The organism is Pseudomonas sp. xss_4 (genome assembly GCF_043104125.1).
Taxonomy (GTDB): Bacteria; Pseudomonadota; Gammaproteobacteria; order Pseudomonadales; family Pseudomonadaceae; genus Aquipseudomonas; species Aquipseudomonas parafulva_B.
Window position 1 is genome coordinate 1 of record NZ_JBICKJ010000087.1, and the last position, 499, is coordinate 499.

The following is a 499-nucleotide window of genomic DNA, read 5'->3' on the forward strand; positions in this document are numbered from 1 at the left end:
TATCACGCCAGCCGCCGCGAACCCTATATCGACCAGCATGGTGAGGCAGATATTTCCTTCTATGGCTATTGGGCCTGGGAAGCTGCCGCCGTTACCTGGTTGTTGCAGATCGACGACAGCAGCTACCGCGATATGCCGTTCTACCCCCGCGATCTGGTAGATTTTGCCCGCAACCTGTCGGCCACACCCGCTACGCCATCCGCGCCGCCGCCCACCTACGCCGGCCAGTCCTGCCCGCGCGCCGGTTACTGGTTCACCCTGGCCCAGCACGGCTCGCGCCGCCAGTTCGCCCAGGACGACCTGTTCCCTGAAATCCCCAGCGAAACCAGTAAGGGCCTGACCCTCTGGCAATGGGCCGATGACCAGGGCGACCAGGGAACATCCGGCCAATGACCACAGCCAGCCCGCTGCCAACAACTGCCCTGAATACGTCTGCTCTGCCGAGCTGGCAGCAGTGGGCTGCCTCAAAAATACCGGCTGATCAATTTGAACAACGGCG

Annotated in this window: 1 protein-coding gene; it reads left to right on the forward strand. The window is 62.5% G+C overall.

The genetic code is table 11. From position 1 onward, the window contains the following. The coding region (locus ACF8GB_RS18385) for a PoNe immunity protein domain-containing protein (RefSeq protein WP_392527420.1) at positions 1-393 on the forward strand (393 nt) is incomplete at its 5' end. Positions 394-499 lie beyond the last annotated feature (106 nt).